Annotated in this window: 19 protein-coding genes; 4 read left to right on the top strand and 15 right to left on the bottom strand. The window is 36.7% G+C overall.

Going from position 1 to position 16,107, the window contains the following annotated elements:
• From MKX78_RS04245 to MKX78_RS04230, 4 genes are read right to left on the bottom strand one after another with little or no spacing between them, the layout of a single operon-like run.
• A complete protein-coding gene (locus tag MKX78_RS04245; protein ID WP_341049946.1) occupies positions 1-795 on the bottom strand; it encodes an ABC transporter ATP-binding protein in 795 nt (264 codons plus the stop codon).
• A complete protein-coding gene (locus MKX78_RS04240) occupies positions 792-2,480 on the bottom strand; it encodes a dipeptide/oligopeptide/nickel ABC transporter permease/ATP-binding protein (RefSeq protein WP_341049943.1) in 1,689 nt (562 codons plus the stop codon). Before MKX78_RS04240 ends, MKX78_RS04245 begins: the two co-directional genes overlap by 4 nt.
• Positions 2,473-3,486 (bottom strand): ABC transporter permease, encoded by a 1,014-nt coding sequence (locus MKX78_RS04235; protein ID WP_328198441.1) that lies wholly within the window; start codon positions 3,484-3,486, stop codon positions 2,473-2,475. Before MKX78_RS04235 ends, MKX78_RS04240 begins: the two co-directional genes overlap by 8 nt.
• 15 nt (positions 3,487-3,501) lie before the next feature.
• Positions 3,502-5,148 carry an ABC transporter substrate-binding protein gene (locus tag MKX78_RS04230; RefSeq protein ID WP_341049940.1) on the bottom strand — a complete coding sequence of 549 codons (1,647 nt, stop codon included), beginning with the start codon at positions 5,146-5,148 and terminating at the stop codon, positions 3,502-3,504.
• A 647-nt stretch (positions 5,149-5,795) separates the two neighbouring features.
• Here MKX78_RS04230 and MKX78_RS04225 point away from each other — a divergent pair.
• Positions 5,796-6,101, top strand: coding sequence for a putative quinol monooxygenase (locus tag MKX78_RS04225; RefSeq protein ID WP_341049938.1), 306 nt, complete (start codon positions 5,796-5,798; stop codon positions 6,099-6,101).
• An 89-nt stretch (positions 6,102-6,190) separates the two neighbouring features.
• Here MKX78_RS04225 and MKX78_RS04220 read toward each other — a convergent pair whose 3' ends face one another.
• Entirely contained in the window at positions 6,191-7,684 is a 1,494-nt protein-coding gene (locus MKX78_RS04220) for an FAD-dependent monooxygenase (RefSeq protein WP_341049936.1), read from the bottom strand.
• An 18-nt stretch (positions 7,685-7,702) separates the two neighbouring features.
• Positions 7,703-8,863 (bottom strand): YhgE/Pip domain-containing protein, encoded by a 1,161-nt coding sequence (locus MKX78_RS04215; protein WP_341052706.1) that lies wholly within the window; start codon positions 8,861-8,863, stop codon positions 7,703-7,705.
• A gap of 159 nt (positions 8,864-9,022) precedes the next feature.
• Here MKX78_RS04215 and MKX78_RS04210 point away from each other — a divergent pair, with 159 nt between their 5' ends.
• Together MKX78_RS04210 and MKX78_RS04205 are read left to right on the top strand one after the other, a co-directional pair.
• Complete coding sequence (locus tag MKX78_RS04210; RefSeq protein WP_341049934.1) at positions 9,023-9,634, top strand: TetR/AcrR family transcriptional regulator; 612 nt, start codon at positions 9,023-9,025, stop codon at positions 9,632-9,634.
• 80 nt (positions 9,635-9,714) lie between these two features.
• On the top strand, positions 9,715-9,846 hold the full coding sequence (locus MKX78_RS04205; RefSeq protein WP_267892255.1) for a hypothetical protein: 132 nt from the start codon (positions 9,715-9,717) through the stop codon (positions 9,844-9,846).
• A gap of 10 nt (positions 9,847-9,856) precedes the next feature.
• Here MKX78_RS04205 and MKX78_RS04200 read toward each other — a convergent pair whose 3' ends face one another.
• Both MKX78_RS04200 and MKX78_RS04195 read right to left on the bottom strand, forming a co-directional pair.
• Entirely contained in the window at positions 9,857-10,702 is an 846-nt protein-coding gene (locus MKX78_RS04200) for a GNAT family N-acetyltransferase (protein ID WP_341049932.1), read from the bottom strand.
• Between the two features lies 1 nt (position 10,703).
• A complete protein-coding gene (locus MKX78_RS04195) occupies positions 10,704-11,252 on the bottom strand; it encodes a GNAT family N-acetyltransferase (RefSeq protein ID WP_341049931.1) in 549 nt (182 codons plus the stop codon).
• Between the two features lie 852 nt (positions 11,253-12,104).
• Here MKX78_RS04195 and MKX78_RS04190 point away from each other — a divergent pair.
• A complete protein-coding gene (locus tag MKX78_RS04190; RefSeq protein ID WP_341049928.1) occupies positions 12,105-12,548 on the top strand; it encodes a hypothetical protein in 444 nt (147 codons plus the stop codon).
• A gap of 146 nt (positions 12,549-12,694) precedes the next feature.
• On the opposite strand, the gene MKX78_RS04185 is transcribed toward MKX78_RS04190, so the two are convergent.
• From MKX78_RS04185 to MKX78_RS04155, 7 genes are all read right to left on the bottom strand, one after another.
• The gene (locus MKX78_RS04185; protein ID WP_307314954.1) at positions 12,695-13,069 is read right to left on the bottom strand and encodes a permease; all 375 of its coding nucleotides are present in this window, start codon (positions 13,067-13,069) and stop codon (positions 12,695-12,697) included.
• A gap of 1 nt (position 13,070) precedes the next feature.
• The gene (locus MKX78_RS04180) at positions 13,071-13,283 is read right to left on the bottom strand and encodes a helix-turn-helix transcriptional regulator (RefSeq protein WP_095370514.1); all 213 of its coding nucleotides are present in this window, start codon (positions 13,281-13,283) and stop codon (positions 13,071-13,073) included.
• 120 nt (positions 13,284-13,403) lie between these two features.
• Complete coding sequence (locus MKX78_RS04175) at positions 13,404-13,631, bottom strand: helix-turn-helix domain-containing protein (protein WP_095370515.1); 228 nt, start codon at positions 13,629-13,631, stop codon at positions 13,404-13,406.
• A 9-nt stretch (positions 13,632-13,640) separates the two neighbouring features.
• On the bottom strand, positions 13,641-14,114 hold the full coding sequence (locus MKX78_RS04170) for a DUF2975 domain-containing protein (RefSeq protein WP_095370516.1): 474 nt from the start codon (positions 14,112-14,114) through the stop codon (positions 13,641-13,643).
• A 250-nt stretch (positions 14,115-14,364) separates the two neighbouring features.
• Complete coding sequence (locus MKX78_RS04165) at positions 14,365-15,168, bottom strand: nucleotidyltransferase (RefSeq protein ID WP_341049926.1); 804 nt, start codon at positions 15,166-15,168, stop codon at positions 14,365-14,367.
• A 205-nt stretch (positions 15,169-15,373) separates the two neighbouring features.
• Positions 15,374-15,523: a hypothetical protein gene (locus MKX78_RS04160; RefSeq protein WP_341049924.1), complete on the bottom strand. Its 150-nt coding sequence runs from the start codon at positions 15,521-15,523 to the stop codon at positions 15,374-15,376.
• Positions 15,524-15,803: 280 nt separating this feature from the next.
• The gene (locus MKX78_RS04155; protein WP_341049922.1) at positions 15,804-15,944 is read right to left on the bottom strand and encodes a hypothetical protein; all 141 of its coding nucleotides are present in this window, start codon (positions 15,942-15,944) and stop codon (positions 15,804-15,806) included.
• Positions 15,945-16,107: the final 163 nt, after the last annotated feature.

Below are 16,107 nucleotides of genomic sequence, written 5' to 3'. Positions count from 1 at the left end.
TTAACCTCCATGATTTTCTAGTATTAATAAGGCTTCTATTAAAGTTTTCGTATAAGGATGTACTGGATTCATAATGACATCTAACGTTTCTCCAGTTTCAACGATTTCTCCATTTTTTAGAACAATCAATCGATCGCAAAAGTCACGTGTTAACGCAATATCATGTGTAATAAATAAATAGGATGTACCTTCTTGTTGATTCATCCTTTTCATTAACCTAATTAAATCCAGGCGTAAAGATGTATCTAGCATAGAGGTCGGCTCGTCAGCTAATATCAGTTTCGGTTTACACACAAATGCTCTTGCTAACCCCACTCTTTGTCTTTCTCCACCGGATAATTCATGTGGATAACGATTCATATAATAGTCTGGGTCGAGATTCACACTACGAAGGGCCTCTTTAACTAATTGGGTTCTTTGCTCAAGATTGCCCTTTTCAATTTGTAAAATATGTAGGGACTCTCCAACAATCTCATGAATCTTCATTCGGCTCGACAATGCCTCATATGGATCTTGAAAGACCATTTGAATATCTTTCGCTAATTGACGACGTACTTTCGTCTTCATTTTAGTTAGGTCATCACCAGCAAAAAGGATTTTTCCACTATCTGCTGTTTCTAAGCCACTTATTATACGACCAATCGTGCTCTTGCCTGCCCCACTTGCACCAATTAAACCGACAATTTCCCCTTCCTTCATGGAAAAAGAGACATCGGATAATACTTTCGTTTGCAAGGAAGATGAACGATGGAATGATTTCTTTAAAGAATTAATGCGTAATAAATCCGCACTCATCGGCTCACCTCCACTGTTTCTTTCTTCGGATATAGCGTTGGTATACTATCGATTAACACTCTCGTATAAGGGTTCGTGGATAACTTAGACAACTCAACAGATGGTCCTTCTTCTACCTTTCGCCCTTCCTTCATAATCATAAGTCGATCCGTCACGCTCAAAACGGAAGGTAGGTCATGGGAGATATAAATCATTGAAATACCTAACTCTTTTTGTAGTTTGCGTAATAATTGCACAATCTCTACCTGGACAATGACATCAAGTCCTGTTGTTGGTTCATCTGCAATAACGAGTTTGGGCTTATTAATTAAAGCCATCGCGATGATTACTCTCTGCTTCATTCCACCTGATAATTCATGCGGATAGGCTAAGCGCCATTTCTCATCCAAACCAACCTGTTGTAACACTTCAATAACACGCACATCCATTTCTTTGTTACTTAATTGATAATGGGCTCTGACGGCTTCTTGCAACTGCTTATCAATACGAATAACCGGATTTAGTGCATTCATGGCCGCTTGTGCAATATAGCCAATCTCCTTCCCTCGTATTTGTCTAAGCCCTTCATCATCAAAATGCTGTATGAGGTTACCTTCAAAGTAAATCTCAGCTGACTCCTTCGCGGGTCTCTTTAATTGTTGAATAATCGCTGTAGCAATGGTTGACTTGCCACTTCCTGACTCACCAACAATACCTAGCACTTCACCATTTTTAACTACGAAACTAACATCATCAACAACAGAGCGATAATCACCTGATTTTGGATATGCAACTGTAAGACTCTCAACAGACAGCAGAATACCTTTTGAAGATTGATGTTCTTTTGTTTTGACAGGTTGTTTCTTCCTTTTTTCTCTTACAGAATAATCGCCTAAACGTGGATTGAATCTTTCTTCTAAGTAGTAGCCCATCAATGAAAAGGCTAAAACAACAATCACGATACATACGCCTGGAGGAATAATCCACCACACCCAAGCTTCTGTTAAAAAAGCACTTCGGCTATTCGCATAAAATAAAATACTTCCCCAACTCTTTGTTAACGGATCACCCATTCCTAAAAAGCTTAAAGACGATTCCATTAAAATAGCTGCATTCACTCCTGTTACGAACTGAGGAATAAAAATTGGTACCACGCCAGGTAAAATATGTTTATAAAATATATAAAAGTGGCTTGCGCCCATTGTTTTTGCTGCTAAAACAGGGCCAGTATGTTTGATAGAAAGGGTTTGTGCGCGAATTTGTCTCGCTTTACCTGCCCACATAACTAATGTAATAACAAACACTAAAGTAAAAATCCCAGCTCCCATATAAACTGCTACAACAATCATTAATGGCAGGAAAGGTAAGGTAAGAACGATATCTATTACTCGTAATACTACTGTTTCAAATCTACCGCCTATATATCCAGCTAACACACCTATTAAACCACCGATAAAAACTGCTAGAATAGCAGAGGCAATACCAATAAAGAGCGAAGTCCTAGCGCCAACAGCCAACTCCGCCAATATATCTTGCCCCATATCATTTGTACCTAATAGATGTTCAAGATTAGGAGATTGAAAGGGAGGTCCAGATGCTTTATAGGCATCGTAAGGAATAAGCATAGGTCCAAAAAGGGCAAATACCAACATGGCTGAGAATAAAACTAAACCCGTTAAGCCAATCCACTTTGTTGTTTTACGCATGAGTGATCTCCTCTCCCTTCTCTTCCTTCCTATTCCGCACACGCGGATCAAATAATGGATACGTTAAATCGGCAATTAAATTGGCCAATATGACACCCATTGTCACAAGTAAAAAGACACCTTGTAGCATAGGGAAGTCTCTAGCCGTTACGCTTTCATACAACAAGCGGCCAATCCCAGGGTATGAATAGACCGTTTCAATGACAACCGCTCCACCAAGTAATGTTCCCACACTTAATGTGAAATGGGTGTAAATTGGTAACAAAGCATTTCTTAAAGCATGCTTAAATACGAGTGCTCGTTTCTTAATTCCCTTCGCTTCAGCCACGGTCATATAATCTTGTCCTAATGATTCCAACATACTGGAGCGAGTGAGTAAATAATTAGAGCCGACTGTAGCTAACGTAATCGTAATCACTGGTAATATGGCATGGCTGATGACATCCTTGATATAACCCCAAGTGGTACCATCCTGTACCATTGAAACCGCTCCGAAAGTAGGAAACCAACCAAGCTGGACAGCGAATATCGATAGAAACATCATCCCGATCCAAAATCCAGGAATAGATTCCAATGTCAGCATGCCGGTTAATATGGTTAAATCACGTTTCTTCCCTCGGTTCCATGCCGAATATGCTCCCGCACTTACACCAATTACAAGACTAAGAATTAAAGCCGTCCCTACTAACAATAATGTCCATGGAATACGTTCTGCTAACACTTCTGTTACCGCGACACCATATTTTATTGAAGTGCCAAAATCTAAAGTGAAAACGCCTTTTAAGTACGTCCAATATTGCTCCCATAAAGAACCACCGAGGCCCAATGAATGTAGGGCCTCTTGTTTTTGTTCTGCTGTTAATTCATTGATTGTTGTTTCACCAAAGAAATATAATAACGGGTCACCCGGAGCGAGACGTGGCAAAGCAAAATTTATCGTTAAAGTAACAAATATCACTAATATATATTGACCTATTTTGTTTTTCACCTTCGCCAAATGCTTCATTTCTATCTAACTTCCTTACTCTACTACTTGCACTGGTGTAGTGGAGGAAACTTTACGTGCTTCTTCAGGTAAAAAGCTGAATTTATTTATAATACCAAAGCCTAAAGACTCAACATATTGATCATATACATCGGCGTTATACGCATAGATTTCTTCTGGATAATAAAGGGCAATCGCAGTTGGTTGCTCATTATATAGTGTTTGCATATCAAAAGAGATTGCTTTACGATCTTCGATTGTAGTCGCGTTCATCCAGTTCGATACTAACTCATCCATTTCTGGATAAGGTAGATCTTTCGTCCAAAGATAAGAAGATCGATGAGACATAATGAACTGATCCGGGTCAGCTACACCATGAGGACCAATTAAACTTACATAAGAATCAAAGTCATCTTCAGATACAGCCGCTGTATAAGTTGTTGGATCCATTGTTTTCACTTCGAACTGAATGCCGATTTCTTTCATTTGAGTTTGTAACATTTCCGCTGTACGGATATATAATGGCTCTGCAGAAGAAACACTAATATCAAGTTTTAAGTTTTCTCCTTCTGGTGTTTCACGATAGCCATCATTATTGCTATCTTCATATCCAAGTTCATCTAGCATGTTGTTAGCTTCTTCTACATTGAATGGTGTTGATAATTCAGGATTTGTCCATGGTGAATCTGGATGCGGATACCCTTTTTCACCCGCTCTTCCTTGTCCTAAAAGAACTGTACTGACAATACTCTCACGATCAATGCCAAGAGAGATTGCTTGACGGAACTCCTCTGAGTTAAATGGTTCCATCTCATAATTCAATCCAAATTGTACGATTGATAGCGGCGATGTACTTGCCAACTTCATAGAGTCTGTTTTTTGTAAAGTTTCTTGTAATTCAGCTGGTACAGTTCTTGTCGTTGTATCAATCTCACCAGATGTCAAAGCATTGAACATCGCTGTTGAATCTTTAATGATTGGCATACTCAACTTGTTCACAGTCGGTGCACCCATAAAATAATCAGTATTTGCCTCAAATTGATAATATTGATCTGGTTCATATGCCGTTAATTTGAAAGGGCCTGTTCCAATAGCTAAATCCGTATGTTTGCGTGGATTCTCAACATTTTCCCAAATATGTTTTGGTAAGATTGGTAAATCGGCAAATGTGATGGTTGCCATTGAAGGACAAGCATAAGCGCATTTGAATTCTAATGTTTCCCCATCATCTAAAATCTCAATAGTATCAACCTTTGGCACTTCACTTACATGGTGCGTGTGACGGTTTGGTGGTCCATCACGGTAGTACTCATATGTAAACTTCACATCTTCAGCCGTAAAGTCTTCTCCATCATGCCACTTAATACCAGAACGAATTTTGACACGCCAAGTTGTATCATCTAACTGCTCTGCTGATTCTGCTAACCATGGTTGTGGCTCATCTACATAAGGGGATGGCGAAAATAATTTATCGTACACAAGATCTGTTAACCAATCCATGTTTCCTGTATAAATATTCAAGGGACCTACATCACTTGGGACCCCGATTTTCAATTCCTCTACTTCTACATTATTTTTACCCTCGCTACTAGCCTTTCCTTCAGATGATGACTCACTAGAGCTGCATCCAGCGATAATCATTAGTACAGCAAGACTAATAAGACCTAATACTTTCTTAAACATCCTCCCTATTTCCCCTCTCTTTTATATAAAATATATTAATATCATTTTTCAATAAGTAGATTATCATAGTTGAGAAAGATTATCAATATCATTTAAATGGAATAATATTCAATAAACCTTTTAAATATAGAGTTTTATTGACTTTGTTTTAGAAAAATATTCTCAGTCTATTCTCAACTGGAAATTTTATCATTATAATTTTTTGGTTAATATTCAAAATATTGTTAAAACTATTCAGAGAAGGAATTCTTATTGAAGGAATCTAGGGGGAATTTGCTTGAAGTAGCGGTGCATTGCAATAGTGGATTGTCCTATGATTATAAAAGGAAAGTTTTTTGATTAGTGGATAAACCTGATACTGAAACTCTTTATCATAATCAAGGATTCAAGTTCCTCTTTTTAATTGTCTAACTTCTTATTAGCCTCGATTTTTCCTTTTACGTTGCTCATCCTCTCCTTTCCTTGCTTATTAGTACTTAATCTGTTTCATTTTCTTAAAGAATACCCCATTTGCTCCGATTCTTTTTTACCTACATAAACCTCAGGAATTCCCAAAGATAAATACAAATATATTTCCAATCTTTTCAAGGGTTTTGTTTTATGAAGGCAGAACTATATGAAGTATGAGACGATTAGGAGGGATATACATGAACCAGTATAGCCAATTTACGAAATTTATGATGAAAGATAACCAAGGTGATGTATTAGTTAATCTTCTATTACAAGCATCTGAAGAAATGGAACGCCATCAGCCTTGTCAAATTTATCTTATTAATACGGCAAAAAAAGAAGAAAATATCGTTTATGTATATGAAGTGTGGTCGAGTAAAGAGGCCCACGAAGAGTCACTTACACTAGAGGTTTTTCAAAACCTAATTAAGCGAGCGAAGCCAATTATTGTAAATATAGAAGTGGTCAGCACTTTTGAATTTGTTGCTGGAAAAGGGGTATAACAATGATATAACAAAACTCACTATAGCCCCTCACCTTTTAAAAGCGTTAGGGGCTATACTATTTTCAATAAAAACTTTACCTCGAGGAATCAGATTCTCACATGCCATTTTTTAACGTATGCGTTGATTTCATTGACTCCCTCTTCACAAGCTACTGCCACATGACAATCAGGACGAATCAGAAGGATTGTCCCCTCTTTTATACCGGCTTTTTCCACAATCTTTGAATATGGAAAAAAAGTAATAGGTATATCAACAGACTTTGTGTTAAATATTACATCTCCATATACATGAATTTTCCAGTTAAAAGACTGTAACAGATCATAGTTAGTACCAGTAGTAAATGCCACCCATGGTAGGCGATCCCCAGCAGCTACTTTTCCAATTTCGCCAGTTGAAAGCATAGAATCACGATAATGAATCCGTATTTGTGAAACCACTTTGAATAACATATTTCTAACAGTAGTAAACTTCGTTAATTTAGGAATGAGCGTAGGTAGCACAATACTTCGTATCATCTGATTCCACCTGCCTTTTCCGACCATGATGGAGAATAAGCGGTCAGTGGTTGAGACTAATGTTTTCGCAAAAGCCATTCTCTCCTCTTCATACGAGTCAAGAACAGACGAATCCATTCTTCCATCAATGACAGCACCCAATTTCCAGGAAAGATTGATCGCATCACCAATACCTGTGTTCATTCCCTGTCCACCTGCGGGGCTATGAACATGACCGGCATCACCAGCAATAAATATCCTCCCTTTACGAAAATGCTCACTCATACGATGATGGACTTTGTAAGTGGAAAACCAGTTTACTTTTGTTATCACTATAGACAACTTTTCTTGTAAATACGGAGCTATATCGGAAAATTGTAATCCGTCCTTCTCTTGCAATAGTTCTGGAACAATACCAATTAAACGAAATGAACCGGTTGTACGAATAGGAAAAATAATACAAAATCCTTCGTCAAATAATCGCATCTGAAAACCGTTTGTTTCATTTGATTCACAATAGACATCTGCCACATAAAAGAGTTGTTCATAGGAACCTCCAATAAAATCAAAACCTAAAGCCTTTCGCACTGTACTATGCGAGCCATCACAACCGCAAACATATTGAAACACTTCATCTGACTTCTGTCCTTCCTTATTCAGAAGAGTACATACCTCATTTTCACCATCCGTGAAAGATTCTAGTTTGGTTTGCCATTCTACTTCCACACCATGTTCAGCAAGTAACTCAATGAGTACCTTTTCATGTTCATCTTGCGGCAAGCTTAAAATATATGGAAAGGGGCTTTGCCCTTCCCCCATGTTTTCCACATTTAATTTTGCTTTACGTTTGACATTTTTGAAGAATTGTAAATGTTTAATTTTAATTCCTCTATCAATAACATTATCAGCAATACCAAGTTGTTCGTAAAATTCAAGAATCCTTGCCTGAACGACCATTGCTCTCGATTCCTCACCAGGCCCCTTATTCTTATCGATAATTTTACATGGAATGTTTTGTTTAGTAAGGCCTAATGCTAAAGCTAACCCGGTCGGACCTGCGCCTACAATTAACACTTGATTATTCACAAGTACTCCCTCATCTCACTATTTTTTGGGCTTCAACTTTAGTGCTGTTAAGAAAATCACTATTATACTGACTAAACCAATCCAAAACTGGACGGAAATCAAATCCCATGAGAACGATTGCCCAAAATAGAATAACTCCCTCAATCCTTCTACTAGAAATCTAATTGGTAACCAAGAATAGATCCAAGTTTGATGGAATGAAGACATCATCTCAGGAGCCATAGATAATAATGGGGCGCCAAAGAATAATAGAAGCGCGAAAATAGCAATACCCTTAATGCCTAACAAAGATAAAACAGCTAAGATCATTAAAAAGAAACAGAAGGATGTAGCTGATAAAAATAACGCCGTGTCCATAAATGATGGAATGTTCATACCAACTAAGTCTTCCGCTAACCATGGCAGACCAAATCCAATGATTAAAGAAGCAAACAGACCAATTACAATTTGGCCCACTTTTATAGTAATGTTTTCTTTACGTGAATGTACGGTCATTTTGTTCACAGCAATAAACAAAATTGTTGCAATTGCCATGACTGCAATCCAAAGTGGCTGGAATAAAGACACTGGTGCATTACCATTTGCGCTGTTTTCTCCAACCTCATTCACGTTCTGATGATTCACTGCAATCGGTTCAGCTAACACCTCTGCTTGTGAAACAGAAACAGCTGTATCTGCCGTTTTTAACTCCGCAAAAATTTGCGCACGTAACTGCTGATTTAATTGATCAACCATTTGATTAAGCATTTGATTAGCCATAGAGGAGGCAGCGGCATTCATCCCTTGATTAATGATGATATCGATTTCAGGATTTGCTGGATGATTTGTTTTTAATGAAGCTTGTTTTTCACTGAAATCTTTTGGTATGACAAGAGCAGCATAATATTCTTGGTTATCGAGACCTTCTACTACTTTTTCCTTGTTCTTAACCTCGACCCACTTCACTGCAGCTTCATCATCATCTGTACTACTACCCGCTTCCCTGATGTTTTCAACCATCGTCTCCCCTATATTGATAGATCCTTGATTATTTACTTCCATCCCTTCATCCTCATTGACTATCGCAACAGGTAAGTTTTCAGGTGTGGGATTAACTGTTGGAAATAACGTCAGTGAAAAGATAAACATTATAACAAAGGCGAGAATGGGTGTAGCCAATGTTAATTTATCTTTAAAAATTTTCATATGGTCGCCTTCCTTTTTAAGATATAATATTAAACAACACGTTGTTGGTTATAATTATAAATATCAAGAGGTTGGCCATTCAATAATCAAAAAGAGAGAATCTGTTCTTTATGGAACATATTCTTATAATCTGTCGCTTATGGAGGGATTTTTTTGACAAAGAATCAAGATTTACGGGTAACACGCACAAGACAAGCTATTCGAAAAGCAATCGCGGAATTAATTGAAGAAAAGGGTTTTGAAGCAGTAACAGTGAAAGATATTACAACAAGAGCCGGAATCAATAGAGGAACCTTTTATGCACATTATGAGGATAAATACGATTTGATGAATAAATGTCAGGAAGAAATTATGCTTGGATTATCTGAGATTGCTCAGAAAAACATCCCTAAAGTATATGAACAAGTCAATCAATACCCTGGTGGTTCGTTTTCACTAATCATAGGTATTTTCCAATACATTGAAAACCATAAAGACTTTCTGAAAGCCATTTTAGGACCAAAAGGTGATCTTTCTTTCCAAACAAAGGTAAAAAAATTTATGTTCAAAAAGCTATTCGATGACCCCAATGGGCCACTGATTAAAGAAGATCAACTACTTGTTCCAAGGGAATACTTAATATCTTATATCGCTTCAGCACATATTGGTGTCCTGCAACAATGGTTACTTGGGGATAAGAATGAAACACCTGAAGAAATAGCTCATATATTATCCACCATTACCCTGAATGGGCCATTCTATGCTGCTGGGATTAAAAAGCAATAACTCCTTACAAATCCTACCTTTTTCACTATATATCTAAACTTGTCCCATTATAAAATAGGTGTAAAAAAGGAGTAATCCATATGTTCATTGCCGTAATAGGATTTATCTTTGTCATGGCTACTTTATTTTCTATAGAACGTAAATTAGCTAAATCTAATGAATTGCATGAAGAAATGATTGCGTTATTGAAGGAAAAGGAAAAGAAAGAATAACCTAAATTATTTATCCAAAAGCCTGCGAGGCAATGGCAAATAGTTGATCCGTTCTTGTTGGTATCTTATTTGAATGTAACATCATCATTGGTGGCTCATTAATCAACTCAAAACCGGCTGCTACTAGCAATTCCTGCAGCTCGTTTTGTTGTGATAAAATATCTATCCTTACGCCATTTCCTTCTCTTTTCTTAAGCTGACTGATGATTTGAAATGCTGAGTGGGTATCTGGTGCAATGATTGGGCCAAGAATCGTATAAACTGGACCAAAAATTGAAAGACCGTACCCGGTTATCTTTCCTTCCTTACTTTTAAGGATTAAGCAATCTTTACTTTGTCTAATTCTCTCCGAGAGGAACTGTGTTCGATTAGCACCAAAGGCTTTCTCATCTAGGGCAACCACTTCTTGAAAATCCTTTTGCTGAAATGGCACCACTTGTGGCGAGGATATAAGCTTATGATTGTTTAAAAAATGAGTTGGCGCAATCAATTTCTTTACTGCCCCTGCCATGTGGAAACCGATTTTTTCATACACCGGCCGCCCATTGGCAGTTGCGATTAATTGAATGATTGTTTGCTCATCTACTTGGCCAATACATTCCTTCATTAAGGCCCTTGCTAACCCCTTTCCTCGGTACTCCTCATGAACAATCACCATACCAATCGAAGCAGCCTTCTCCCCGTATGGAATAATTGCTGCAGACGACACTACCTCATTAGCTTCATTTTTATGTCCAAAAACCTTACTTGAATTTAAAATAGTCGTTACTTCAGCTTGATCATAATCCCAGCCAACAGATTGTGATAGTCGAATGATGCCATCAATGTCTTGGTGGGTCAACATTTGTAGTTTCATATTATCTTGTCATCCATTCATTTTTTAATAAGGAAAAAATACAAGCATCATGTGACTCTCCATTCTGATAGAGATATTGTCTCAGTATGCCTTCTTGCTGAAATCTGAAACGATTAAGCAATTCAATCGAAGCTTTATTTTGAGGAAAAGTAATTGCACCAACACGATTTAATTGTAATGTTTCAAATGTGTATTGTAATACCTTTTCTAGAGTCTCACTTGCTATCCCTTTTCTCCAAAAATCTGGATGGAGCTCATAACCGATTTCTGCTCTAGACTGACCTCTATTCAATAAGTTAAGGCCAACTGTACCAATTAGTTTCTCAGAATCTTTCAGTACGATTGCCCATCTGATTCCCCGCTGCTTCTGAAAAGTCTCCTTCATGAGTTTAATCATATTTACTGCTTGGTTATAATCCGTCAAAGTATCCATACCATAATATCTCGTCATTTTTTCATTCGATAAAACCGCATAATATTCCCAAGCATATACTTCTTTTACTTCTAATAATTTTAAACGACTTGTTTCTAATTCAGGAAAACCTTCCATTACCATACCACCTTTCATTAAAGGTTAGACCTAACATAGAACCGAAAAGTAAACCGCATGTGTTGAAACTTGAGCCTTTGGCGTTAATAACGACCCATCCTATATTAATCCGTTTGCGATAAATTTCGTTTCATTAAACACATCAGAATTTTCTAGATATTCAAGCGGTAAACCGACTATATAATTTTTCCGCTTCAGCCCACCTGCCGATGCCAATAAATGAGGAGAACTTGAAATGCTCCCAATTTTATAGTCATGTTTAAAAAGCTTGTTTTAATCAATTGTAGTAACCGCTTTTCTTCTAAAACAATAGATATATCCAGAACACACACTAATCCAGCTTCACCTCGAACCGGTTCCTCGCTCACTCCCACAGTGATAATCTGTTTATTTCCTTGCATTAACACAGATTGCACCACACTTAATTCGTATTCACTGAACTGCGGATATCATACAACCGCTGTTTTTTTCATTCTTACCTCCAGTTGATATCGAATAATAATATAATAGTACACTATGAAAATTGATTGTGGCTCCGATTTCTAAAAATCTTTTATCGCTGCTAATTATCTAATTGATCTATTTCATCCATTTAAGGCTTTCATTGAGTGTTTAGGAGACAGTCACACTTCTTTAGTTCGAAACCAAGTTGAGAAAAGGAACTGACCGCTTCGCAAATGAAGTTTGTGAGTCTCTCAAGGTGAGAAAAGAGAATGAGCGCTTCGCAAATGAGGTTTGCGGGTCTCTCAAGATGAGAAAAGGACTGACCGCTTCACAAATGAGGTTTTCGAGTCTCTCAAGGTGAGAAAAGAAACTGAGCGCTTCGCAAATGAGGTTTGCGGGTCTCTCAAGATGAGAAAAGAGAATGAGCGCTTCGCAAATGAAGTCTGTGAGGCGCTCAAGGTGAGAAAAGAGAATGAGCGCTTCGCAAATGAGGTTTGTGAGTCTCTCAGTAGGAGAAAAGAAAATGAGCGCTTCGCAAATGAGGTTTGCGAGTCTCTCAAGGTGAGAAAAGAGAATGAGCGCCTCGCAAATGAAGTTTGTGAGTCTCTCAGTAAGAGAAAAGGAACTGAGCGCCTCGCAAATGAAGTTTGTGAGTCACTTAAGATGAGAAAAGAGAATGAGCGCTTCGCAAATGAAGTTTGCGAGTCTCTCAGTAAGAGAAAAGGAACTGAGCGCCTCGCAAATGAAGTTTGTGAGTCACTTAAGATGAGAAAAGAGAATGAGCGCTTCGCAAATGAGGTTTGTGACTCACTTAAGAACAAAGGAAGCAACAAGAACAAAAACAACAGCTAATAATAAACCGAATTTCACCCAGCCCCTCTTCGTTAATTTCTTTTGCTCGTTTTTATCTTTTCTAATTAAAAATGCGATTGAGAGGAAGGCAATCATAAAGACGAGAAACGGGAAAAAGACATTCATCGTTTCACCACTTTCATTGATTAATAGATTTTTGCAAAAATAACAAAGCTTAGAAAAACGGTGATAATCATTAGGGCACCTAGCAAGTTTAACAATTGTATGGCTGTTATACTGATGACACTGAATTGCAATAATCCGCTAAAAACAAAATAGTATAGCAAAAGAGCGATAAAAGAAGCTGATAACCCCTTTGTCCGGATTAAACGCATTCGTTCATCCTTTTGCTTCCATTCTGGATATAAATAACCTAAACAATAGCACATAATTGCGATCGCAAGGGGCATCAAGAAAGTCATGGTCAGTTCTGTCGCTAAAATCGATACAGTCAGTAAAAATAGCGAAATGATGAGATGAAAAGATCCAATAACAATAAATATTCTTCTTGAACCTTCCATTTTACTCCTCTCCTTTCAATGGCTTTTCATATATAAAAATATCTTCTATCTTTGCTTGAAATAAATGAGCAATTTCAAAGGCGAGTGGTAAGGAGGGGTTATATTTTCCTTTTTCAATTGAAATAATTGTTTGCCTTGAAACGCCTAAAGTGGAAGCTAAACGATCTTGGGAATAACCAAACTCTTTTCTATAGTGCATTAAACGATTCTCCATATGTACCACTCCTAATTATAGCCATTTTATAGTAAAGCTAACTTAACGTCAAGGTAACTTTACATTTTCTTATTTTAAAAAAACGACTTTCCTTAAGAAAAGTCGCTTGTGATAGTTGAGTTATGTAGCAGAATCGGTCTGTTTATCTTCTTGATATTCAAGTATATCACCAGGCTGGCAATCTAATGCTTTACAAATTGCTTCTAACGTGGAGAACCTTACTGCTTTTGCTTTACTATTTTTTAGAATGGACAAATTCGCCATCGTGATGCCTACTCGTTCTGATAATTCTGTTACACTCATTTTTCTTTTTGCTAACATTACATCGATATTGACGATAATGGCCACATTCTCACCTCAGATGGTCAAATCATTTTCTGACTTTATTTTTAATACATTATATAAAAGTTCTTGAAGGACTGCGGAAAAAATCGAAAGAATCGTTGTTACAAATATAATAGCAAATCCCATCAAAGCCACTCCTGGATGAAGGGCATCTTGCGTAAATAAAAATATCATACCAATTAGATAGATTACACTAATACTAGCACAGGAATATTTAATCGCTCTTAGTGCAGCTACGGAATGCTCAGAAAAACTTTCATTAACACTAATATATCTTAACAGCTTAGATCCTTGATACAAAGTAAAATAGAACGGGATTGCAGTTAGGTACATTCCAAATAATACGGGATATTTTAAATAAGCATATGCTGGATTCAGCTCTGCTGTTTCTTTTGCTAAAAAAGGCAAGCCGATGCAGATCCCTAACACAATCAAGCCAAGAATCACAATCACCACTTTTAAAAAAAGCACTTTCCCTTGTCTCATAAACACACCTCACTAATTCTAATTATGCCTATCTTACCTCATTATTTATTGAAAAACAATAAATTTTTATTCCTTACCGTCCTATGTTTTTGGAATATGAAATAGCTAAACATGAATATCCCATAGCCAATTATGCCACCAAGAATAGGGAGTAAGACTTGTGAAAGTTGTTTTACTTCAGGTTCAACTACTGCCCCTTTATTTGAATAAATACAAAAGGAGCTCCCTAATGTTTAGGAAGCTCACTAAATTAATCTATTAAAAGTGTATGAAGCTTGGATAGTAGTTGTTGTTCAATTCCTACTGTATACTCTTTTGATAAGTCTACGTGTAAACTCTCGGCTAATACAATTGAATTAGTATATGCTTGTTTTATACTTTTCTCATTAAGATTAGCAGTAATCGCCCTAAATTTTTCATATGAACGTTTACTCAAGTCTTTTTCAAGATTTTTAGTGGCATTTAGCCAACGTTCTACAGTATCTTCTTGTATTCTCATGAGTTGTAAAATTTGTTTTTGAACACCATTGAGAATTTCTAGTGATCGAGCATATTCCCCTCTTTTTAGCACATTAATACCGAATATCCAATAATTAACAAAACTATTAAAAGCAAAATTTATATTTTCATCTGTTTTTCTTATTGGATCGTCTTCATTAAGGTATTCTAAAAGAGGAAACAGTTTATTGGTGCTATCATAAATAAACATTTTCTCTGGATTTGGAAATACCCCTGTAGGTTTAAAGTCTTTAATGACACCCATCTTTTGTTCAGGTAGAAAGTGAAATTCTCCACGCACAAGGTTACTAAATATGGCTACTTGCGTACCGTATTCATTGAAGAATATTAATTCGACTGGAAATAATTCTTTAATCCAAGTATTTGAATCAAAATTAGCGTTCATGTGATTTTTAATGAAGATATAAAACTCAACATCAGAATATTGATCACCTTCACCTTTGGTAAAAGAGCCGTACATCAGTGCAGAAGCTATATGATTGTCTAACTCACATTTATTTTTAACACGCTCAATTAATTTTTTTTGAAATAACATATAAACCCCTCTATCTATTGTTTATTTTTCAATTTAAGATAGAGTGTTCTTTCACAACTGGAAAACATGCACAACACATAAGTAATGCTCCTTCAATCCTTTAAATCAATTTAATAATAGCATTTATACATTAAAACATCACTACCTGCCTCGTAAGTGTATAGATACATGCGTTTTGACACCAGAACCCCAATTAGCACTTACGTTAATCATTCATTTTTTTAAAGCGCGGCTTAATGAAATATAAACCAATAAAAAAGAATGCAAGCCCAAGCATCAAGCCCCAAAAATGCTTATCTAAGAATGCAAATAGGCCTACACTGAATGCTCCAAGCAAAAACATAATTTTCATCATTCTTATCACCCTAACTGTTTAGTGAATCAACTACAATCTTGGAAACAGTTAAGAACTGTTGTAGCTCCGAGAATACCAGCAGTGTTTATACATGCATAGCAAGCTGTTCCTGCTGTAGCCGGAACACCAACTGTACAAGCAACTCCACAACACCAACAATTGCTATAAATACAAACACTTTAGACGCTACACAAGACTGAGTACAATCCCATCTTTCGCCTAAACTTGCTTTAGCTATCATTTGATCGTCAAATTTATCTTATCCAACTGTACTTAAACCCTAGCTTACACATTGTTCGTTAAATGAGCTTAATACTTCTTCTGTAGAAGCATGTTCATAAACATGGACTTCTTCACTAATGTCTTTTTTTATACTATTGAGCAATAGCCCAAACTTTGGATGCAACCATATGGTTTTCATCCATATTTCCGCTTCATTCGAAAAACACTTTTATATTCCCTGTCTACTGCAAATCTATATTCAATGAGTCAACATCTTCTACGACATCTTCATTGTTCATCTTAACAGATTTGAAGGAAACTGAATATTCAACTTCATCATCATATTTTACTCCTTAACAGTT

This window comes from Cytobacillus sp. FSL R5-0569 (genome assembly GCF_038007265.1).
Classification (GTDB): domain Bacteria; phylum Bacillota; class Bacilli; order Bacillales; family Cytobacillaceae; genus Cytobacillus; species Cytobacillus kochii.
The sequence above is the reverse complement of the archived record's forward strand: the minus strand, read 5'-3'. Positions and strand labels throughout refer to the sequence as shown.